Here is a 20,497-nt window from a genome sequence, read left to right on the forward strand (position 1 = left end):
GGCGCTAGCTCGCCGGCTGCAGCGGATCGCTGCCGATCTTGGACAGCAGGATCACCGCCTGGGTGCGGCTGTCGACGCCGAGCTTCTGCAGAATGGCGGAGACATGCGCCTTGATTGTGGCTTCCGACACGCCGAGTTCATAAGCGATCTGCTTGTTGAGCAGGCCCTCGGCCAGCATGCCGAGCACGCGGGTCTGCTGCGGCGTCAGCGCCTGCAATCGTTTGATCAGGTCCGATATTTCGGGATCGCGCTCGACGCCGAGATCGACGCCGACGGGTGCGGCGATGTCACCGGCCAGCACCGACTGCACGGCGGCGCGGATCTCTTCCATGCTGGCCGACTTGGAGATGAAGCCGGATGCTCCGAGGTCGAGCGCGCGCCTGATCGTCGCCGGCTCGTCATGCGCCGACACCACGACCAACGGCACCGCCGGATGGATGCCGCGCAGCGAGATCAAGCCGGAGAGGCCGCTGGCGCCCGGCATCGACAGGTCGAGCATTACCAGGTCGACATCCTCGTTGGCCACGAGCAGCGCCTTGGCGCTCTCGAAATCGCCGGCCTCGTGGATGGCGGCGACATTGCCGATGCCGGCGAGCGCTTCGCGCAGCGCACCGCGAAACAGCGGGTGATCGTCGGCGATGACGAAAGAATAGCCTGACGGCAAATGTCCCTCCCCGAATCCCATCGATGATTTTTCAGCTTTTTGCGGGATCAGTTGGACGATTATGAGGGGCCGCGCGCTGTTTTCAAGCGGCAAAGCCAGCGCGCGGCGTTTTCCCTATTTTGGACGCTCAGGTCTTCTGCGAGTTGGGCTGGGCGCCGCCGCCATTGTCCTTGTCCATATCCTTGACGATGCCCATGAAGCCGCGCAGGAAGCGCTCCATGTAGCTCATCGTCTTGTTGAAATCCTCCTCGCTCGGCAGTTTCGACTCCAGCCGGGCGGAGAGCGAATTTTCGAGCTTGGTGACGCGCTCGTCCATCGCCCTCATGGAGGTCTGGAGGCGGTCGACTTCGTCCTGGAAGGCGGCGCGTTCGTCGGCGGCCATCTTGCAGACAAGCTGGCCCGAGCGTTCCTCGCAGATCGACATCGCGCCGGTCTGCGTATCCATGCGGATGTAGCCGCTGGCCGACTTTTCCAGCCGGTAGCGGTCGGTTTCTTCCGAAAAAGCTGAAGCCGCGACCAGTGAAACGAGTGCGGCGGGGATCAAAATATGCTGCAGACGCATGTTGTCCTCCATGGCCAAAGCGGATTTATCGCATGTTTGCGCCGGAAATGGGGAAGACCCTTGGCGTGACCTTTCCCGCGCGGCTGGTTCGGACTATAGCGCAACCATGTCTCAGATTATCTACAAGATAACCCCGGAAGCAGCCTGGCGCGAGGCCGAAACGAATGGCCGTTTCACCGGGGCGCCAGCCGACGTCGCCGACGGTTTCATCCATTTCTCCACGGCGGCGCAGGTCAGGGAAACGGCGGCGAAACACTTTGCCGGCCAGACGGACCTTCTGCTGGTCGCCATCGATGGGACGTGCCTGGGCGACGGCCTGAAATACGAAGTCTCGCGTGGCGGCGCGCTGTTTCCGCATCTTTACGGCGTGCTGGACCTGAAAGCCGTCAAGTGGGTCCGGCCGCTGCCGCTCGGCGCCGACGGCGCGCACCAATTCCCGGCAATGGAGGCCGAATGAGCGTGCTCGACCGGATTGGCCAGAAGCTGCTGTTCACGTTCGACCCGGAAACCGCGCATGGCCTGTCGATCGCGGCGCTGCGCTGCGGCCTGCCGGTTGGCGCACGGACGGTGCGCGATACCAGGCTGAAAGTCAGCCTTTGCGGCCTCGATTTCCCCAATCCGCTCGGCATGGCGGCCGGCTACGACAAGAACGCCGAGGTGCCCGACGCGCTGCTTGGGCTCGGCTTCGGTTTCGCCGAGGTCGGCACGGTCACGCCGCTGCCACAGGCCGGCAATCCGAAGCCGCGCATCTTCCGGCTGACGGCGGATGAAGCGGTGATCAACCGGCTGGGCTTCAACAATGAAGGCCATGCGGCCGCCGAAAGACGCCTTGCCGCGCGCAGGGGTCCCGGCATCGTCGGCGTCAACATCGGCGCCAACAAGGACAGTGACGACCGCGTCGGGGACTATGAGCGCGGTGTCATCAGGTTTGCGCCCCATGCGACCTATTTGACGGTCAACATCTCCTCGCCCAACACGCCGGGCCTGCGCACCATGCAGGCACGCGAGCATCTCGGCGAATTGTTGTCGCGGGTCATGGCGGCGCGTGCCGCGGCCACGGCGCAGCCGCCAATCTTCCTCAAGATCGCACCGGATCTGGTCGAAGCCGAACTGGAGGACATCGCCACCGAGGTCATCGAAAAGCGGATCGACGGCGTCATCGTGTCCAACACCACCATCTCCCGGCCAGCGCTGCGCAGCGGCGAAGCTGTACGCGAGACCGGCGGGCTTTCTGGCAGGCCGCTGTTCGAACGCTCGACCATCGTGCTGGCCAGGATGCGCAAGCTGCTCGGTCCCGAGATGGCCATCATCGGCGTCGGCGGCGTCGATTCCACCGATGCGGCGCTGGAGAAGATCCGTGCCGGCGCCGACCTCGTCCAGCTCTACACCAGCATGATCTATGCCGGGCCCGCGCTGCCGGGCCGCATCGTTTCCGGCATGGCTCGCTTTGCCGAGAGAGAAAACCTCAAGTCCATTCGCGAGTTGCGCGACAGCCGCCTCGATTCCTGGGCGTCAAAGCCGCTCTAACTGCTCTGGACTATAGGCGTGGAGTAGGTAGCGTTGGCAAAGTGGAATCCGATTTGCTGCGCTGACCCGCAGTTCGGAAAGAGACCTTGGTCAAGCAATGGAATAGAGCCTCTTCCATTCCTGAAGCAGGGAACTTGCTTCTTCCCGTGAAATACCGGAAGAAAGATGATCGATTGACGATTGATTCGGAGCTTGTGCATGCGCGGGGTGCAAGCGGCTTTGGCTGCACTGATCCTAACCGGTTCCGTCACTTGCGCCCTCGCCGACAACAGTTCTCCCTTCATCTATTTTGCAACCGACGATCCTTTCGCTGCCGGTCAACCGACGAAGAACGACGTCTATGTCTTTGGTGGCGTCTTTGCGACCGGGTCCTTCGGGAATACCATCAACGTCTTCGGCGCCGACTATACCAACAATTACATAATCGGAGCTGCCTACGGCCGCGACTTCGCCGATATTGGCGCCGGTTTCGTTCTTGGCGGTGTGACCGGGGCCGCCGTAAGATTTGGCGAGGACGACGACACTTCAGGAGAAGTTTGGGCCGGGGTTAGGGTTCGTCACCAGGGCCTTGTCATCGGCGACCTGGCGATTGCGCCCGCACTGACGGCCGGTCTGAGTGCCGTTACGGGCACCACCAAGATCGAACGCGAACGCGAAATCTATTACGACGGCGACGCGTCGTTCCTTGGTTTCATCGGCGCGGAGCTTTCTTTCAGGCTAAGGCAAGCTCCCAACGTCGAGCTTGTCTATCAACTCCACCACAGATCCGGCGCCGGTGGCACGTTTGGAAATATGGGAGAGGGTTCCAACGCGAATACGGTTGGAGTCCGTTATCGCTTCTAGAACGGTTCATCGTTTCATGGAAACGACGAGCCGCTCCATCTCTTTGCTTCGGCGCAATTCCGGACGGGAAACCGCTTCACACTTTTCCTGGAACTGCGCTGGCTGACGCCTGAACGCTCCTTGGAAACAACAGCTAACCAAAAGCCGTGCGCACCCGCAGCCGCAAAATGGCGAGCAGACTGAAGCCGCGCGCCAGCAGGAAGACGTGCAGCGCCGCCCACAGGCCGTGGTTGCCGAAGGCGGGTGCCAGCGTCAGCAGCGCGGTGGCGAAGACCAGGAACGACAACAGCATCATGTTGCGCATGTCGCGTGACCACGTCGCGCCGATGAAGACGCCATCCATCTGAAACGCCAGCACGCCGCTCAGCGCTGTGAACGCCGCCCAAGGCAGGTAGATGTCGGCCACCGAGCGGACCTCCTGCGATGTCGTGACGACAGCGACCAGATCGGCGCCGGCCGAGAGCAGCACCAGGGTTGCGGCCCCGGCCAACCCGAAGCCCCAGAACAAGGTCAGCCGCACCGCCCGCCGGAACGGCGCGGCGGCACGCGCGCCGACGGCGCGGCCGGCCAGCTGTTCGGCGGCTGTGGCGAAACCGTCGAGGAAATAGCCGGCGACGAGGAAGAAGTTCATCAGCACGGCATTGGCGGCCAGCGTCACCGTGCCGAACTGCGCGCCCTGTCGGGTGAACAGCGCGAAGGCGGCGAGCAGCGAGAACGAGCGGATCATGATGTCGCGGTTGAGCGACAGCATGTGCAGGAAGGCGGTCATGTCGAGCAGGCGATGGCGCGGCAAGGGCGGTGTCGCCCGGAACCGCCTGATGACGATGGCGAGGCCGAGCAGCATGGCAAGGAATTCGCCGGTGACCGTCGCCCAGGCGACGCCGGCGACGCCCCAGCCAAGTTCCAGGCCAAGCAGGATGCAGAGCGCGATGTTGATGCCGTTCAGTACGAGCTGCAGCATCAGCCCGAGCCCGCCCTCGCCTCGGCCGAGGACATAGCCGAGAATGGCGTAGTTGATCAGCGAGAACGGTGCGGCGAGCAATCTGATGCGGATATAGACGCCCATCGCCTCGCTGACGCGCGGTCCGGCATCCATGAACCACTGGCCGCCGGCGGCGATCGCCGGCGAAAGGGCCGCCAGCACGACGCCGGCGACGACCGCGATCAGCACGGCGCGCCAGAACACCGCCTGTTCTTCCAGCGCATCGCCGCGCCCGAAAGCCTGGGCGACGAGACCGGTGGTGCCGGAGCGCAGGAAATTGAAGGTGGTGAAGACGACGTCGAAGACCAGCGCGCCGGCCGCCAGGCCGCCGAGCAAGGCGGCGTCGCCGAACTGGCCGACGACAGCCGTGTCGACAAGGCCGAGCATCGGCGTCGTCAGATAAGCGAGCGTCATCGGCACCGCGATGGCGAGCACCGAGCGGTTGGTGACGGCAAAGGGCCTGACGTGGGCCGGGATTGCACCATTGTCCAAAGGATTGCGGCCTTGCGATTGCGGCTTGATCGAGCGTCCGATGTGCCCCATTTTCCGGCCACCGCGCCACCACTCTTGCCGCGACGGCCAACCGAAATCCCGGTCTGGCGCGAACCCACCGGATCCGGTTCATGCCTTTGCAGATCGTTCATCATCCCGACTACGATGCCGGCTTCGCCGTCAACCACCGCTTTCCGATGAGCAAGTATCCACTGCTGATGGAAGCCTTGCGCGCAGGCGGCCTGGCCGGCGCGCTCAACATCGCGGAACGGGCGCCTGCGTCATGGCTGAAGCTTGCCCATGGGAGCGACTATGTCGACCAGGTCGTCACGTGCGCCGTGCCTGAGAAAATCGAGCGCGAGATCGGCTTTCCGGTCGGCCCGCGCGTCTCGCTGCGCGCGCAGCTTGCCACCGGCGGCACCGTGCTGGCGGCGCGGCTCGCCCTAGGCCATGGCATTGCCTGCAATACCGCCGGCGGCAGCCATCATGCGCGGCGCGCGCAAGGTGCGGGCTTCTGCACCTTCAACGACGTCGCCGTCGCCTCGCTGGTGCTGCTGGCCGAGGGTGCGCAAAACATCCTGGTCGTCGATCTCGACGTGCATCAGGGCGACGGCACGGCGGACATTCTCGCTGACGATCCGCGCGTGTTCACCTTTTCCATGCATGGCGACCGCAACTACCCCGCGCGCAAGATCGCCTCCGACCTCGACATCGCGCTGCCCGACGGCACGGGCGACGCTGCCTATATCGAACGGCTCGCCGCCATCCTGCCGGAGCTGTCGGCCAGGGCGCACTGGGACATCGTCTTTTACAATGCCGGCGTCGACGTCCATGCGCAGGACCGGCTTGGCAGACTGTTGCTTTCCAATGACGGGCTGCGTGCCCGCGACGAAACGGTCATCGGTCATTTTCGCGCGCTCGGCATTCCCGTTTGCGGCGTCATCGGCGGCGGCTATTCGACCGATGTCCGGGCACTTGCCGCTCGCCACGCCATCCTGTTCGAGGCCGCCTCAGGCTACGCCTAACGGCTCACTTCCGGTAATTGGCGATCCTGAGCAGAATGAAGGCCGGAATGACGATCGCGGCACCGAGCAGGATATAGCCGAGAAAACGATAGACCGCGTTGAAGCCGAGGTTCCAGAGGTCGCGGAAGATTTTCTGGATGCCATAGAGCACGTCGACCGGCGACCAGCCGAAGGCATTCATGACGAGGCCGACGAGGAACGACACCACAAGCAGCTTCAGGATCACCCTGAACGGCGTGTCGCCGAGAAAGCGCGTCAGTGCGGACAAGGCCTGCCTCCGGATTGGACGCCCAGACTCAGGGGCGCCTACTCAGGAATACGTGCTTGGCGGCTATCCATCAAGCCAGGCGCGATCTATGCGCGATGGCAACGGCGCGGCGATCCGGCCGGCTTATCTGTTTTCTAACCAATTGCAGCTATTGCCTTGCAAGGAGCGGGAGCCAGGCTTTTGGTGGCAACGGAAAAAATCGGCGCGCACCGCGCGGTCATGCTGTCGGTTGTCGTACCGTGCTACAATGAGCGCGACGGCGTGGCCGAGCTTCATCGACGCGTCACCGCCGCATGCCTTGAACAAAGTCCATCCTACGAGATCGTGCTTGTCATCGACGGGGCGACCGACGGCACCCGCGAAGCCATTTTCGAACTGGCTGAAAAGGACGACCATGTCGTCGCCATCGATCTTGCCCGCAACTACGGCCACCAGATCGCCTTGAGCGCCGGGCTGGAGTTCTGCCGCGGCCAGCGCATTCTCATCCTCGACGCAGATCTTCAGGATCCGCCGGAACTGCTCGGCGCGATGCTGGCGAAGATGGATGAAGGCTTCGACGTGGTCTATGGCCAAAGGGTGAAGCGCGACGGCGAAAGCTGGTTCAAGCTGGCTTCCGCCTCGATGTTCTATCGCCTGCTAGGCCGGATGGTCGATGTCGAGATCGCACCGGATTCCGGGGATTTCCGGCTGATGAGCCGCCGCGCGCTGGACCATCTGAACGCGATGCCCGAACGCTACAGGTTCATTCGCGGCATGGTGAGCTGGATCGGGCTGAAGCAGGTCGCCTTCTCGTATGAACGGCACCGGCGCTTTGCCGGCATTACCCACTACCCGCTGAAGAAGATGGTTCTCCTGGCGGTCGACGCGATGACCAGCTTTTCCATCGTGCCGTTGCGGTTCGCCTCGCTGCTGGGAATGATGTTCGGCCTGCTCGGGCTGGTCGTGCTTGGCTACACGCTGTTCGAATGGTCCATCGGCAACGTGCTCCCCGGCTGGACGAGCCTTGCAGCGATCATGCTTATCCTGGGCAGCGTCCAGCTTCTGGTGCTTGGCATCTTCGGCGAATATCTCGGCCGCATGTACATGGAAACCAAGCGGCGGCCGCTCTATTTCGTCAATGAGATCGTTTCGCGCAGCCCTATGGTCGAAAACAGCGACCTGCCCGTCCACCGCCTGCAGGAAATGGCGAAAAGAGCCGTCCGTGGCTGAGGCGCGGGCGCAACGGGAATGGCCTCGGCGCGTCGGCCCTTTGTCCGATTTGCCGGGACTTGGCGCCGTCGGGCTTCTCAACACGGCGCTGGGCTCGGTCCTTTTCGTGTTCGTCGGCGGCACCGACGATCGCCGATCGCCGACCGGAATGAATGCAAAGCGGCCGGAAGCGAGATGAACCAGGCCGCGGCAATCGCGATGGCCAACCCGTCGCTCGAGGATGCGCAGCGCAGCAGGCTGATATTCTGCCTTTTCTGCGCTTGCGCCGTGGCATATGTGCTGGCGTCGCATGCCAGCGCCCTCCTTCTGGACCCCGACAGTTGGTGGCAAGTGAAGGCCGGGCTGGATTTCCTGGCAAACCGCACATTTCCGACCGTCGACCCCTATTCCTATACGTTCGCCGGCCAGCCCTGGATCGCCAAGGAATGGCTGGGGCAGGTGCTTCTGGCCCTTGCCTACAGCGCCGGCGGCTGGAATGGCGTCGCCGCACTGATCATCGCCACGGTCGGCCTGACGGTCTTCCTGACGGCATGGTTCCTAAGCGCATGGTTGAAGCCCGTACTGGCGATCCTGCTGGCTTTCGTCGCGGCTTTCCTGGTCGCCCCGATCTATACGGCGCGCCCTCACGTCTTCACTCTGCCGATCATCGTCATCTGGACGGCAATGCTGTTTCGCGCGGCGCGGGACGAAAGACCGCCGCCCCTGTGGCTGCTTGCGCTTGTGGTGTTGTGGGCGAACCTGCATGCCACGTTCACCTTGAGCTTCGTCATCGCCGGCTTCGCCGGGCTGGATCTTCTGGCGCGTTCGGGCCTGTCGAAACCCGCACTTCTGGCTAAATGGATTGCATTCGGCTTGCTGTGCCCATTGGTCAGCCTGATCCATCCTTATGGCGTGAAGGCCATCCTGGCCACGCTCACCGTCGCCTATGGCAACGAGGCGGTGCCTCTCATCCTGGAGTGGCGGCCCTTCAACGCTCAGGAAGAGCTGTTCAAGGAAGCCGTGATGCTGTTGGCGCTTTTCGCGCTATTGACATCACGGCTGCGGATCGGCTGGGCCAAGGCGCTGTTCATCGTCTTCACCTTGCATGTCTATCTCAGCCACCAGCGGTTCATGTATCTGTTCTTCCTGCTGGTTCCCCTGGTGATCGCGATCGAGGTCGCACAGCAATATCCTTCGCTTTCAGCCACGACCTGGCTGGCGCAAAGGCGCGACGGTTTGGAAAAATTCTTCGCCAAGCGGTTTTATGCGCTTTGCGGCGCGGTTCTTGTCTTGCTGATCGGCGCGGTCTCGATCTTCGGCAGCGCCTACCAGATCGCGCCAAGTGCGAAGACGTCCGCCAGCGGGGCGCTCGCATTCGCGCGGGACCACCATTTGTCCGGTAACGTGCTGAATTCCTACAATTTCGGCGGCACGCTGATCTTCCATGAAATCAAGACCTATATCGACGGAAGGACGGACCAGTTGTTCCTGGGCGGGTTCACGAAAGCCGACGACGCGACGGGACACAGCGACGGGAAACCGCTGCTCGAAGCCCAGCTCAAGAAATACGCCGTAGGCTGGGCGCTTCTCGGGGCCAACGACACCCGCATTCCCTTCTTTACGGAGTTGGGCTGGAAACGGGCCTATGCGGACGACAATGCCGTGATCTACCTGCCCGGCGCCTGACGCCTGATCTGCCGCGCCATACAAACCGGCTTCGCCTGCGTTCGAACAACCCGCATGTGCCTTGACACTGATATTGCAGTGCAGCAAAGTTGTGCGCAGAGGGTAGCCCGTGAGATCGACGCGCCACGACTTTTCGTATGACGGAGGGCATCGCCGCGAAAACGGCGTGTCGGGCTCGGCCGCACGAAGGGCGGCGGCGTGCGGGCCGGTCGAATGAACTACAGGCGCGACATCGATGGCCTGCGGGCCGTTGCGGTGCTGCCCGTCGTACTCTTCCATTTCGGCGTGTCCGCCATTCCAGGCGGCTTCACCGGCGTCGATATCTTCTTCGTCATATCGGGCTATCTGATCAGCGGCAGCCTGCTCGACGATCTCGAGCGGGGACAGTTCTCGATCGGTCGCTTCTACTGGCGCCGCGCACGGCGCATCCTGCCGGCGTTGACCTTCGTCATCCTGCTCGCGAGCATCGCGGCCTGGTTCATCCTGCTGCCGTCCGACCTGCACGAATTCAGCCTCAGCGTGATCGCCGCCTCGACCTTCTGGTCCAACATCTATTTCTGGAAGACGACGAACTATTTCTCCATCGACGCCGAACTGCGGCCGCTGCTGCACACGTGGTCGCTTTCGGTCGAGGAGCAGTACTACATCTTCGCGCCGATCCTTGTGTACCTGATCTACCGATATGTCTCGAAGCGCTGGCTCACGATCCTCCTGCCGATAGCCATCGGCAGCTTTGCCCTGGCGGTCATGGCAACCTCGCTGGCGCCGACCGCTGGCTTCTATCTCTTGCCGACACGCATCTGGGAACTGGCGCTCGGCGCCATGCTGATGCTGAAGAAGCCCCCGGCGCTTGCCAGCCGACCGGCGATGGAACTGATCGGCCTTGCCGGCTTCGCCCTGATCGCCTTCGGCTTCGTGACGATTTCGGAGAGCGACCCGTTTCCGGGCTATAACGCCCTGTTCCCCTGCATCGGGACGGCCCTGCTCATCTATGCCGGCCAGAATCATGCGGACAGGCCGGCAACTCTCGCCACGCGCGTGCTTCGGTTGACCCCTCTGGTCTGGGTCGGGCTCATCTCCTATTCCCTGTACCTCGTTCACTGGCCGATCAATTCGTTCGTCCACTATCTCTCGCTGAAAGCCATTGGCGTGCCGACCATCATCGCCATGACGGTGGCCAGTTTCGCGCTCGCGACATTCTCCTGGAAATATGTCGAGCAGCCCTTTCGCCAGAAGCGGGCGTTCACCGCACCGCTGCCGATCTTCGGCCTTTCGGCGACAGCGATCAGCTTGTTGTGCGTCGGCGGTCTGGCCGGCGCGCTCGGCAATGGCTTTCCGCAACGCTTCCCGGACTTCTCGATGGAACGGATCCAGGTGGGCGATTGGCGCAACGGCATCTGTTTCAACGAGGGCGGGAACCGGATCGAAGACTGGAATCTCGCCGACTGCACGCGCACGCGGGGCTTTGCCAGCAATGTGCTGCTATGGGGCGATTCCTTCGCCGCCCATTACGTTTCGGGGCTGGAGGCGAACGCCCAGAAAATCCAGGCCAATGTCATTCAGTACACCTATGCCGGCTGCCCGCCCAACCTCAGCTATTTTTCGTATGCCCGGCCTGCCTGCACGCGTTTCAACGAACAGGCGCTTTCGATCATCCGCGATGCCGGTATCCAGGCGGTGATCCTGAGCGGCCGGTGGACCGACTACGAGGTCAGGGGCTTCGATGGCCTGCAGAAGACGATCGACCGGCTTCGCGACATGGGCGTCAAGGTCTATGTCATCGGCCAGTCTCCCGAATTCATCGCCGACGTCCAGAAGATCGCGTTCTTCGCAAAACGGCAGCATGCCGTGAACACATCCTGGCCGATGGCCATGGATCCGGACATCAACAAGCGGGTATTGCCGTTCGTCAAAGGAGCGACCTTCATAGATCCGCTGGCCTATCTGTGCGATGGAGCCGGCTGTTCGTACGCCGATGCCGGCACCAGGCAATTCCTCTACTTCGACTATGGCCACTTCTCTTCCGCCGGCGCGACGCTCGCCATCTTGAAATACTGGCCAAGCTTTGCCACCGGAAGCGAGATCGCCAAGCAAAGCAGCAATCCCGGGACGGCATCCGGGGAACCGCCACAGCCTGCATTGTGAAGACCGCTTTGCGATTGCCCCAAGTCCGATCCTCATGGTAACGAGGGCACGCGCGGGTATGATGTAATGGTAGCCTGTCAGCTTCCCAAGCTGAACGCGCGGGTTCGATTCCCGCTACCCGCTCCATATGGCGCAAGGCGTTGCGCCTGCTTTATGGCTAGCTGAGCCGCATCTGCTTTTTCAGAAGGAACCGGGCGAGATTGTCGATGTTCCGCGGCGCCATCTTGTCGGGCATGTGAGCCAGAACACCCTTCGACTTGGCGTCGTCCTTGAACCGCTCCACCCACTCTTCGGTGTATGTGTCGCGTTGTAGTTGCAAGTTCGTCTTGAACTCGCAGTCCGGCATTTCAACCGACAAAAGCCGGGCCACCGAGGCGAGGTAAGGGCGGGGATCGTTCACCAGATCTTCATAGAACAAGTGGTCGTAGGGCAAGTCGGCCATGCGCAGGTAGGCCTCCCAGAAGGCATAGCTCTGCTCCAACCGGAAATAGACCTGGCAGAGAACCGCGAAGTCGTATTGCGGAACCAGATCCTTGCCGTCCATTGTGCTTTTCCAATGGCCGGTTACCTTCGCCCGACAATAAGAGATTGCCTGACGAAGGCGGTCCCGCCGCTCCAGCAGGATCAGGCCCATGGCATGGCGTCTGATGCATTCGGCGAGGAAGTCAGCTCCATATTTCGCTTGCGACCAGTGAAGGTGCCGCGGAAACAACTTTACGGCGAACCTGCCATTGGCGGTTCCACCGCGATCGATTACGGCGCGATGAAGGTCTTCAAACGATTTCGGCTTGAACCCCAGATGGTCCGGATCGAGCCATTCCCTGGACTTGCCCAAAAGTCCGGTGCTGTTTGCAAGACTGGCAAGCCATTCGGAGCCGCTGCGGGCCTCGGCCAATATTGCCACGCCCTTCCAAGCGTGTTCGGTCGCAGAGGCGACAGGGTCGGAATGACCGTCTTCAAGGCCCTTCGAGGCCATCACCGGCATAGACACTCAGCCCCTCTCCTCGACGGCCATACGGCAGGAATCACAACTCCGCTTTAATGGCATGCAACGCGGAAAGACCGATCAGGGTTCCATAAAATTCCGTCTCTTGAAGAATTTGCCTCGTTGGCGGTCCGCCCGAGGCCCGGCTGCGTGGGAAAATCAACCGCGATCCGTGGATGGCAGCATATTTCCCAAGTGAAGGCACCGGCCACGCCGCGGTGGCCGGCCTTTCCGGCAGTGTGAGCGGTTCACGCAAACGCCGAGCCGCTCTCTCCTCTGTCTTGGCGCAACTCTGAACGGAAAGCCCGTTTTCGCACTTTCTCGGGAATCGCTCGCGCTAGCCGGTCAGAGCCAGATGCCGATCCATACGCGCTCGCGCCAGCAGCGAACACGGCGGCGGCCATAGCGCCAGTACCGACGGCAGACCCTTCTCCAAACGCGGCGCCGTCCCCGGCGGCGATGGTAGTAGCGTCGATGCCAGCGACGATGGGAGACCTGCTCCAGTTCGACCTGCTCGTCCCCTTCGAAGACGGCTGGATCCGGCTTGTCCAGTTCATCGAGAATTCCGTTGCCGGCGGGAACGCCGGCAACCGCCTTGCCGGATCCAGCTACGCTCGCAAGCGCCACTGCCCCCGCAACGCCAAGCATTCCAGTGAGAAACAACCGACGTTCCATCAAAACCTCCCGAGCTGTCGAACATCGGCACCTCGTTCCCTCGCCCCAAACAGGCTCCAGCGAGCACACCGACTGCATTGAACGCGCGGGCGCGATTCTCGTTCCATCACCCGACTTCGCGCAGGATGAAGTCGTGCAGCATCTTGGCCGCCGGCGACAGCACACGGTTCTTGACCGTGATGAGGCTGTAAGGCCGGACCTCGATGTCGAATTCTGTCTGGACGACGTCGATGGCGCCCGCCAGCCCATCGGGATTCTGGATGAATTTCGCCACCTGGATCGATACCGGTGCGATGGCATCGGACTGCGCGACCATAACCAGCGTCAGGAGCAGCGAACTGGTGTTGAGAATACGGTCCGGCAGGGCAATGTTGCGGTTGAGGAAATTGCTCTCCATCGCCTGGCGCAGCGGCGAGCCGCCCGACTGGAAGACCCAGTCGTAGGCGGCGGTGTCTTCCAGCGGCACCGCCTTGGTCCTGGTGAGCGGGTGGCCCCGGCGCACGATCAGGCAGGCTTTCTCGACGCCGATGACGCGGGACTCGAACAGCCGCGGATTAAGATCGTCGGGGATGCGCGCGATGATGAAATCATGGCGCGTGGCGATCAGCTCGCGCGCCAGCACATTCGAAGTTTCCACCTGCATGTTAATCTCGATGCGCGGATAGACGCGGCGTATTTCGCGGATTGCCGGCACCGCCAGTTCGATCGCCGGCGCCGTGACGGCACCGAGAAACACCGAGCCGCCCTTGCCCGCCTTGAGCTCTGAAATCTCGCGATCGACCTCGCGCATCTCCAGCAGGATCGAGCGCGCGCGCCTTGCCAGCGCCTTGCCGTAGGGTGTCAAGGTGACGCCGCGCGGCAGCCTTTCGCACAGTCTGACTTCCAGCACGGCCTCCATCTCGCTGATCATGCGGGAGGCAGCCGGCTGCGAAATGTTCATCACTTGGGCGGCCGCGCTCACGCGGCCATGGTCGTCGAGCGCGACGATCATGCGCATGTGACGCAGGCTGAGACCGCTGCGCAGCAGGGTTTCGCCATCGCCCGGCTTCTCGCTGTAATCGTTTGAAGCCGCGGCCGGATTTCGTAGTGCTGCCATGGCTTTCCTTGCTTCGACATAGAGCCGGACGGCATTCGATGCGACCTGTCGCGTCTCAATAACACATATCAATCATGGTATAGCAACCATCAAAGATCGCATTTGACAGTTATAGCAAAGAGCCACACCCTTCGTGCGTCCTGGGACGTGCCAGTCGATGACGAGGAAAATCGTGTCGATTGGAATCAGTGTCCTGGGGCCGATTGGGAGGATACCGGAGATCGATAGACGACAGTGGCGCTTGCGCTTCTGCTCGACTGCGCGGCCCGCGAAGCCCCGAGGTATCGCGTCCATCAACCAGGGAGAGTAATTGTGAAGATCATCAAGACGCTGGCCGCCGTCGCGGCCCTTGGCATCGCTGCCATGACCTATTCGGCGCACGCGGCCGACAAGGGTCTCGTCGGCGTGCTGATGCCCACCAAGACGTCGCAGCGCTGGATCAACGACGGCGACGCCGTCAAGTCCCAGCTCGAGGCTCTGGGTTATACGGTCGACCTGCAATATGCGCAGGACGACATCCCCAACCAGCTCAGCCAGCTGGAAAACGAAATCACCAAGGGTCCAAAGGCGCTGATCATCGCCTCGATCGACGGCACCACCCTGTCGGATGCGCTGCAGAAGGCCGCTGATGCCGGCGTCGTCGTCGTCGCCTATGACCGCCTGATCAAGAAGACGGCCAATGTCGATTACTATACCACTTTCGACAATTTCGGCGTTGGCGTGATCCAGGCGAATTCGCTGGTCAAGGGTCTGAAGGAGCGCTTCCCGAACACCAAGCCGTGGAACGTCGAACTGTTCGGCGGCTCGCCCGACGACAACAATGCCTTCTTCTTCTACAACGGTGCGATTTCCGTCCTGCAGCCGCTGATCGACGACGGCTCGATCAAGATCAAGTCCGGCCAGACCGGCATGGACAAGGTCGGCACGCTGCGTTGGCTCGCCGCTACCGCCCAGGCGCGCATGGACAATCTGCTCTCCGCCAACTACTCGGATGGCAGCCGCGTCGATGGCGTTCTGTCGCCCTATGACGGCCTGTCGCGCGGCATCACCGCCTCGCTGCGCGCCGTCGGTTACGGCACGGAGGCTCAGCCGTGGCCGATCGTCACCGGCCAGGACGCCGAGACCGCCTCGGTCAAGCTGATCATCTCGGGCGAGCAGTACTCGACCGTGTTCAAGGATACCCGCGAACTGGCCAAGGCCACCGTCGAACTCGTCGACAAGGTGCTCTCGGGCGGCAAGCCGGAAGGCCTCGATGAAAAGACCTACAACAACGACGTCAAGGTCGTTCCCTCGATCCTGTTGACGCCGCATGAGGTCGACAAGTCGAACTACCAGGCTCTGGTCGTCGACTCCGGCTACATCAAGGCCGACGAACTGAAGTAAATTCGGTTGCATAGCCAGGGGTCCTGCGCGACGCAGGGCCCCTTTTCGTTCACCAGCGACCCCGGTATTGTTGCGGGTCTCGCAGGAGCACTTTTACCCATGGCCTCGACGATTTTGGAGATGCAGGACATCACCAAGACGTTTCCCGGCGTCAAGGCGCTGTCGAACGTCAACCTACGGGTCGAGGAAGGCGAGATCCACGCCGTGGTTGGCGAGAACGGCGCTGGCAAATCGACGCTGATGAAAGTGCTGTCGGGCGTCTATCCCTCCGGCACCTATGACGGCCAGATTATCTTTCAGGGCCAGGAATGCCAATTCAAGGGCATCCATGACAGCGAACGAAAGGGCATCGTCATCATTCACCAGGAGCTTGCTCTGGTGCCGATGCTGTCGATCACCGAAAACATCTTCCTCGGCAACGAACACGCCCGATACGGCGTCATCGACTGGCACGCCAATGAGGCGCGCACCAGCGCCCTGTTGAAGAAGGTCGGCCTCAAGGAGGACCCCAAGACGCTGATCACCAACATCGGTGTCGGCAAGCAGCAGCTGGTCGAGATCGCCAAGGCGCTGAGCAAGGAGGTCAAGCTTTTGATCCTCGACGAGCCGACGGCGTCGCTCAGCGAAAAGGACAGCCAGGCGCTGCTCGACCTTCTGCTCGAATTCAAGCGTCAAGGCATGACTTCGATCCTGATCTCGCACAAGCTCAACGAGGTGAACCGGGTCGCCGACAAGGTGACCGTCATCCGTGACGGGCGCACCATCGAAACCTTGGCCAAGAAGGACATCTCGGAAGACCGCATCATCACCTCGATGGTCGGCCGTTCGCTCGACGACCGCTATCCGCCACGCGAGCCTGACATCGGTGAAGTCGTGTTCGAAGTGAAGACTTGGTCGGTCTATCACCCGCTCCATGCCGAGCGGCAGGTGATCAAGGGCATCGACATCAATGTGCGCAAGGGCGAGGTGGTCGGCATTGCTGGGCTGATGGGCGCCGGGCGAACCGAATTCGCGATGAGCCTGTTTGGCCGCTCCTATGGCCGCCGCATCACCGGCGAGGTGCTGCTCAAGGGCAAGCCGATCGATGTCTCCTCGGTGAGCAGGGCAGTCGAGCACGGCATCGCCTATGTGACCGAGGATCGCAAGACCTACGGCCTCAACCTCATCGACCACATCAAGCACAACATTACGCTGGCCAATCTCGGCGGCGTGTCGCGCCACAGCGTGATCGACGATTTGCGCGAGCTTGCCGTCGCCAACGACTATCGCAAGCAGACCAATATCCGCGCTTCCAGCGTCTATCAGATGACCGGCAATCTTTCCGGCGGCAACCAGCAGAAGGTGGTGCTGTCGAAATGGCTGTTCGCCGACCCGGAAGTGCTGATCCTGGACGAGCCGACGCGCGGCATCGATGTCGGCGCCAAATATGAAATCTATACGATCATCGCGCGCCTCGCCGCTGAAGGTAAGGCGATCGTGGTCATCTCGTCGGAAATGCCAGAACTGCTCGGCATCACCGACCGCATCTACGTCATGAACGAAGGCCGCATCGTCGGCGAAATGCCCGCGGCGGACGCAAGCCAAGAAAAAATCATGCGCGCCATCGTTCGGGGAGAAGGAAAAGCAGCATGAGTACGGAAAGCGCCCCCGCCCCGCAGAGCAACGTCGCCGAGGATGTAGGGCAGCGTCCACGCATCGCCGTATCGGCGCTGACGACGAACCTGCGCGAATACGGCCTGATCCTGGCGCTGATCGCCATCATGGTGTTCTTTCAGTTCACCACGTCGGGAACGCTGTTCAAACCGGTGAACCTGAGCAACCTGGTACAGCAGAACTCCTTCATCATCGTGATGGCGCTCGGCATGCTGCTGGTCATCGTGTCGGGCCATATCGACCTCAGCGTGGGGTCCGTGGCCGGCTTCATCGGCGCGCTGGCGGCGATGATGATGGTGATCTGGCCGCTCGGGATATTCAGCAACCCGCTGGTGGTTTCGATCGTCTGCCTGATCGTGGGCGGCCTGATCGGCGCGGCGCAAGGCTACTGGATCGCCTATCATCGAATACCGAGCTTCATCGTGACGCTGGCCGGCATGCTGATCTTCCGCGGCATCTGCCAGGCGCTGCTCGGCGGCGGATCTTCGGTCGGGCCGCTGCCTGCCGGCTTCAAGGCGCTCAGCTCCGGCTTCATTCCAGACGTCATCGGACCGCTGACGCTGATCCCGCCAACGGTGAATGCAGCCGGCAAGACGATTTTGGGCAGCGGCTTGACGCTGCACATGACGACGATCGTGCTGGGCCTGGTCGCTGTTCTGGCCTATGCCTATTTCGGGCTGCGGACGCGACGCAAACGCGAACGCCACGGCTATGAGGCCGAGCCCTTTCCCCTGTTCGTCATCAAGACGCTGGTCGGCAGTGCGCTGGCGTTGTTCCTGGTCTACCAGTTCGCCAGCTACAGGGGCCTGCCGGTGGTGCTGCTCGTCATGGGCTTGCTGATCTCGCTGTTCGTCTTCGTCACCAAGCGCATGACGATCGGCCGCCGCATCTATGCAATGGGCGGCAATGCCAAGGCCGCGCAGCTGTCGGGCATCAAGACCGAACGGCTGACGCTGATGGTGTTCATCAATATGGGCGTGCTGTCGGCGCTTGGCGGCCTGATCATCGCGGCGCGCCTTGGCCAGGCCGTGCCGGCCGCAGGCCTCGGCAGCGAACTCGACGTCATCGCCGCGGTGTTCATCGGCGGCGCCTCGGCGATGGGTGGCGTCGGTCAGGTCATCGGCGCGGTGGTCGGCGGCTTTATCATGGGCGTGATGAACAACGGCATGTCGATCATGGGCGTCAATGTCGACTGGCAGCAAGTGGTCAAGGGCCTGGTGCTGCTCGGCGCCGTGATCTTCGACGTCTACAACAAGAACAAGGCTTGAACAGGCTTCAGGCCAGGCAAGCAGGAGGCATACGGTCGCGGCGCTGCCGGCATTCGCCGGCTCGAAGAAGTCCCCTCAGGGACCGGGCTCGCGAGCGCAATCCGGATGAAGAGTTCAACCCGTGGCGCGGCCAGTCCGAGCCGCGCAGTTTAGGGTTTGCCAAAAGGCAACCATGCCAAGACATATGAGAGAGGACTGATAATGCTGATCTCGCAGATTCTCGACGACGCCGAGACCATCCGTGTCGTTGCCCGCAACGGCGGCAAGACCCGGATCATCAACGGGGCGCGCAGCGTCTATTCGCTGGCGATGGAAGCCGCCCGCACCGGCGTCGGCCTCGCCGCGCTGATCGAGCGCAAGGGGCTCGGCGAGACGATCGACCTGGAAGCCGCCTACAAGAAGGGGCGGCTTTTGTCGCCGATCAACCATCCCGATCCGGCGCATCTGCATCTGACCGGCACGGGGCTAACGCATCTCGGCTCGGCGGCGACGCGCGATTCCATGCACAAGAAGCTCAGCACCGATGGCGAGGAGCAACTCACCGATTCCATGAAGATGTTCCGCATGGGCCTGGAAGGCGGCAAACCCGCGAAAGGCCAGGTCGGCGTACAGCCGGAATGGTTCTACAAGGGCAATGGCACGATGGCCGTGGCGCCTGGCGCGGCACTGCTGTCACCGGCGTTCGCCAAGGACGCCGGCGAGGAGCCCGAGATTGCCGGCATCTATGTCATCGGCGACGACGGCGCGCCGTTCCGTGTCGGCTTCACGCTGTCGAACGAGTTTTCCGACCATGTCACCGAGCGTGTGAACTACCTTTTCCTTGCCCACTCCAAGCTGCGCAACGCCTCGTTTGGGCCGGAGATCCTGGTCGGCGATCTCCCCGCCGATGTCCGGGGCGCCTCGCGCATTTACCGCGACAGCAAGATGCTGTGGGAAAAGCCGTTCCTGTCGGGCGAAGCCAACATGTCGCACACCATCGCCAATCTCGAACACCACCATTTCAAATATTCGGCCTTCCGCCAGCCGGGCGACGTGCATGTGCACATGTTCGGCACCGCGACGCTGTCCTTCGCCGACGGTATCAAGACCGAAGCCGGCGACGTTTTCGAGATCGAAGCCACGGATTTCGGCCTGCCGCTGCGCAACCCGCTTGAGATCGAGCAGCCGGTGAAGGTGGCGGTGAAGGCGCTGTGATGGGGCGATCTCCCCACTCGCGGGGAGATCGGCAGTTTCTCAATAGATGTCGAAGTCGAAATACTTGGCCTGGATTTTCTTGTAGGTGCCGTCAGCGACGATGGCGTCGATGGCCGCGTTCAGCTTGTCGCGCAGCGCGGTGTCTTCCAGGCGCACGGCGATGCCGGCTTCGGTCTCCGTGCCCTTGACGTCGCCGACCATCTTGCAGCAGCCGTCGCTCGCCTTCTTCATCCAGTCCATCAGCACGAACTTGTCCGAGAGGACGGCGTCGAGGCGGCCGTTCTGGAGATCGGTGATCGCCTCTTCCTGGGTCGGGTAGAGCTTCGCCTCGGCGCCTGCCTTGCCATAGACGTCCTGGGCGTAGTTGGCCTGTGTTGTCGAAGCCTGTGCGCCGACCGTCTTACCGGCGAGTGCCGCCGGTTCGGTCGAGGCGATGTCGCTGTTCTTCAGGGCGACGAGCGAGAGCGGTGTCGTATAGTATTTGTGGGTAAAGGCGACCTGCTTCTTGCGCTCCTCGGTGATGCTCATCGAGGCGATGATGGCATCGAACTTCTTGGCCTGCAGGGCGGGAATGATGCCGTCCCAGTCCTGCGTGACGATTTCGCACTCGACCTTCATCTGCGCGCACAGGGCGTTTGCGATGTCGATATCGAAGCCGACGACCTTGCCGTCCGACGTGATGGTGTTGAACGGCGGATAGGCGCCCTCGGTGCCGATCTTGATTTTTTCCGCCGCCTCGGCCGACAGCGAGCCGGCACCGAGCGCCAGCATGGCGGCCGCCGCCCCCGACAGGATCCATTTCGAAATCTGCATCTTCTTGTTCCCCTTGAGTGCCGTCATGTCGAGGCCGGCAACGGCAGC

19 protein-coding genes and 1 tRNA gene are annotated in these 20,497 nt (G+C 62.3%); 12 read left to right on the forward strand and 8 right to left on the reverse strand.

Going from position 1 to position 20,497, the window contains the following annotated elements:
- Window positions 1-4: 4 nt before the first annotated feature.
- Both NKJ26_RS25820 and NKJ26_RS25825 read right to left on the reverse strand, forming a co-directional pair.
- On the reverse strand, window positions 5-664 hold the full coding sequence (locus tag NKJ26_RS25820) for a response regulator transcription factor (protein ID WP_352698051.1): 660 nt from the start codon (window positions 662-664) through the stop codon (window positions 5-7).
- A 127-nt stretch (window positions 665-791) separates the two neighbouring features.
- Complete coding sequence (locus NKJ26_RS25825; RefSeq protein ID WP_027027637.1) at window positions 792-1,226, reverse strand: hypothetical protein; 435 nt, start codon at window positions 1,224-1,226, stop codon at window positions 792-794.
- A gap of 106 nt (window positions 1,227-1,332) precedes the next feature.
- Here NKJ26_RS25825 and NKJ26_RS25830 point away from each other — a divergent pair, with 106 nt between their 5' ends.
- The 3 genes from NKJ26_RS25830 to NKJ26_RS25840 all read left to right on the forward strand — a co-directional run bounded on the left by NKJ26_RS25830 (window position 1,333) and on the right by NKJ26_RS25840 (window position 3,596).
- On the forward strand, window positions 1,333-1,683 hold the full coding sequence (locus tag NKJ26_RS25830; RefSeq protein WP_352698053.1) for a DUF952 domain-containing protein: 351 nt from the start codon (window positions 1,333-1,335) through the stop codon (window positions 1,681-1,683).
- Window positions 1,680-2,753: a quinone-dependent dihydroorotate dehydrogenase gene (locus NKJ26_RS25835; protein WP_352698055.1), complete on the forward strand. Its 1,074-nt coding sequence runs from the start codon at window positions 1,680-1,682 to the stop codon at window positions 2,751-2,753. Before NKJ26_RS25830 ends, NKJ26_RS25835 begins: the two co-directional genes overlap by 4 nt.
- Before the next feature lie 198 nt (window positions 2,754-2,951).
- Window positions 2,952-3,596, forward strand: a complete 645-nt coding sequence (locus NKJ26_RS25840) for a hypothetical protein (protein WP_352698057.1) — start codon at window positions 2,952-2,954, stop codon at window positions 3,594-3,596.
- 133 nt (window positions 3,597-3,729) lie between these two features.
- Here the strand turns inward: NKJ26_RS25840 and NKJ26_RS25845 are convergent, their stop codons facing one another.
- A complete protein-coding gene (locus NKJ26_RS25845) occupies window positions 3,730-5,070 on the reverse strand; it encodes an MATE family efflux transporter (protein ID WP_352698077.1) in 1,341 nt (446 codons plus the stop codon).
- A 131-nt stretch (window positions 5,071-5,201) separates the two neighbouring features.
- Here NKJ26_RS25845 and NKJ26_RS25850 point away from each other — a divergent pair, with 131 nt between their 5' ends.
- Window positions 5,202-6,095, forward strand: coding sequence for a histone deacetylase family protein (locus NKJ26_RS25850; protein ID WP_352698059.1), 894 nt, complete (start codon window positions 5,202-5,204; stop codon window positions 6,093-6,095).
- A gap of 4 nt (window positions 6,096-6,099) precedes the next feature.
- On the opposite strand, the gene NKJ26_RS25855 is transcribed toward NKJ26_RS25850, so the two are convergent.
- Window positions 6,100-6,363 carry a DUF6460 domain-containing protein gene (locus NKJ26_RS25855; protein WP_027027632.1) on the reverse strand — a complete coding sequence of 88 codons (264 nt, stop codon included), beginning with the start codon at window positions 6,361-6,363 and terminating at the stop codon, window positions 6,100-6,102.
- 183 nt (window positions 6,364-6,546) lie between these two features.
- On the opposite strand from NKJ26_RS25855, the gene NKJ26_RS25860 reads away from it, so the two are divergent.
- The 4 genes from NKJ26_RS25860 to NKJ26_RS25875 all read left to right on the forward strand — a co-directional run bounded on the left by NKJ26_RS25860 (window position 6,547) and on the right by NKJ26_RS25875 (window position 11,508).
- Entirely contained in the window at window positions 6,547-7,572 is a 1,026-nt protein-coding gene (locus tag NKJ26_RS25860) for a glycosyltransferase family 2 protein (protein ID WP_352608025.1), read from the forward strand.
- 174 nt (window positions 7,573-7,746) lie between these two features.
- Window positions 7,747-9,237, forward strand: coding sequence for a hypothetical protein (locus NKJ26_RS25865; protein WP_352608028.1), 1,491 nt, complete (start codon window positions 7,747-7,749; stop codon window positions 9,235-9,237).
- A 213-nt stretch (window positions 9,238-9,450) separates the two neighbouring features.
- Complete coding sequence (locus tag NKJ26_RS25870; RefSeq protein ID WP_352698062.1) at window positions 9,451-11,382, forward strand: acyltransferase family protein; 1,932 nt, start codon at window positions 9,451-9,453, stop codon at window positions 11,380-11,382.
- Between the two features lie 52 nt (window positions 11,383-11,434).
- A tRNA-Gly gene (locus tag NKJ26_RS25875) sits at window positions 11,435-11,508 on the forward strand.
- A gap of 31 nt (window positions 11,509-11,539) precedes the next feature.
- Here the strand turns inward: NKJ26_RS25875 and NKJ26_RS25880 are convergent.
- From NKJ26_RS25880 to NKJ26_RS25890, 3 genes are all read right to left on the reverse strand, one after another.
- Window positions 11,540-12,367 (reverse strand): Stf0 family sulfotransferase, encoded by an 828-nt coding sequence (locus NKJ26_RS25880; protein ID WP_352698064.1) that lies wholly within the window; start codon window positions 12,365-12,367, stop codon window positions 11,540-11,542.
- 345 nt (window positions 12,368-12,712) lie between these two features.
- The gene (locus NKJ26_RS25885; protein WP_352698066.1) at window positions 12,713-13,042 is read right to left on the reverse strand and encodes a protamine-2 (modular protein); all 330 of its coding nucleotides are present in this window, start codon (window positions 13,040-13,042) and stop codon (window positions 12,713-12,715) included.
- 106 nt (window positions 13,043-13,148) lie between these two features.
- A complete protein-coding gene (locus NKJ26_RS25890; protein ID WP_352607797.1) occupies window positions 13,149-14,138 on the reverse strand; it encodes a LysR family transcriptional regulator in 990 nt (329 codons plus the stop codon).
- Between the two features lie 312 nt (window positions 14,139-14,450).
- Between NKJ26_RS25890 and chvE the strand changes: the two genes are divergently transcribed.
- The 4 genes from chvE (at window position 14,451) to araD1 (ending at window position 19,636) form a co-directional block, all read left to right on the forward strand.
- Entirely contained in the window at window positions 14,451-15,521 is a 1,071-nt protein-coding gene (gene chvE / locus NKJ26_RS25895; RefSeq protein WP_352607799.1) for a multiple monosaccharide ABC transporter substrate-binding protein, read from the forward strand.
- A gap of 99 nt (window positions 15,522-15,620) precedes the next feature.
- Window positions 15,621-17,153 (forward strand): multiple monosaccharide ABC transporter ATP-binding protein, encoded by a 1,533-nt coding sequence (gene mmsA / locus NKJ26_RS25900; protein WP_352698068.1) that lies wholly within the window; start codon window positions 15,621-15,623, stop codon window positions 17,151-17,153.
- Window positions 17,150-18,442, forward strand: a complete 1,293-nt coding sequence (gene mmsB, locus NKJ26_RS25905; RefSeq protein ID WP_352607803.1) for a multiple monosaccharide ABC transporter permease — start codon at window positions 17,150-17,152, stop codon at window positions 18,440-18,442. The genes mmsA and mmsB overlap by 4 nt, the downstream gene beginning before the upstream one ends.
- A 201-nt stretch (window positions 18,443-18,643) precedes the next feature.
- Entirely contained in the window at window positions 18,644-19,636 is a 993-nt protein-coding gene (gene araD1 / locus NKJ26_RS25910) for an AraD1 family protein (protein WP_352698070.1), read from the forward strand.
- 39 nt (window positions 19,637-19,675) lie between these two features.
- On the opposite strand, the gene NKJ26_RS25915 is transcribed toward araD1, so the two are convergent.
- Window positions 19,676-20,449: an ABC transporter substrate-binding protein gene (locus NKJ26_RS25915; protein ID WP_352698079.1), complete on the reverse strand. Its 774-nt coding sequence runs from the start codon at window positions 20,447-20,449 to the stop codon at window positions 19,676-19,678.
- Window positions 20,450-20,497 lie beyond the last annotated feature (48 nt).

The sequence above is a fragment of the Mesorhizobium sp. M0152 genome, assembly GCF_040322415.1.
In the GTDB taxonomy this organism is placed as follows: domain Bacteria; phylum Pseudomonadota; class Alphaproteobacteria; order Rhizobiales; family Rhizobiaceae; genus Mesorhizobium.